The 573-nt window shown below is 34.4% G+C and carries 2 protein-coding genes; both read right to left on the bottom strand.

The genetic code is table 11. The features are described 5' to 3' along the window. Positions 1-5 precede the first annotated feature (5 nt). Positions 6-242, bottom strand: coding sequence for a DUF2164 family protein (locus ACS8FC_RS19575; RefSeq protein ID WP_439298012.1), 237 nt, complete (start codon positions 240-242; stop codon positions 6-8). A gap of 214 nt (positions 243-456) precedes the next feature. Further along, positions 457-573, bottom strand: a 117-nt coding sequence (locus ACS8FC_RS19570) for a hypothetical protein (protein ID WP_439298013.1), incomplete at its 5' end; no start/stop codon positions are given.

Here is a 573-nt window from a genome sequence, read left to right as displayed (position 1 = left end):
GAACTCTAGCTCCATACGTTCTCTTTGGAAAGTATAAGCAGTGAGCCTATTGGAACATCATCAAAATAATTATTTTCCAATGCATGGCGACCATCCAATATAGCCATAAAAATATCGTATAGCCAAGTTTTAGTATCATCGATGGCTTGCTTATATATTTTAGAGCCTATCAAGTCCATCACGAAATCGAACAAGAACTTGGAAGGCAAATTATTGATATATGAATCAAACTCTCCGATCATATAATCTCTTACTATCTAATAGTATTTCTTAATTTCCTTTCAATAATTTGATAAGTTTATTTGGAGTTTTCTTACTCTCATAACACCACGTAATAGTCTAATTTAAGCCAAGCAAACCATTATATGAAATATTCATAGACAACAAAAAAGGCTGGGTTACGATAATGTAGCCCAGCCTTTTTTAAATCAATTTAGTCTGATTTAAAAACAAAAATCACATAAACGGCAACTTGGTAAATATCTGCAATACCGTCGCATTGACGATATCGACAAAGAACGCACCAACCATTGGCACGATTAAGAACGCTTTTGGCGAGGGTAGATAGCGATC

The organism is Psychrobacter sp. 1Y4 (assembly GCF_051847555.1).
This window is presented reverse-complemented; position numbering and strand designations above follow the sequence as displayed.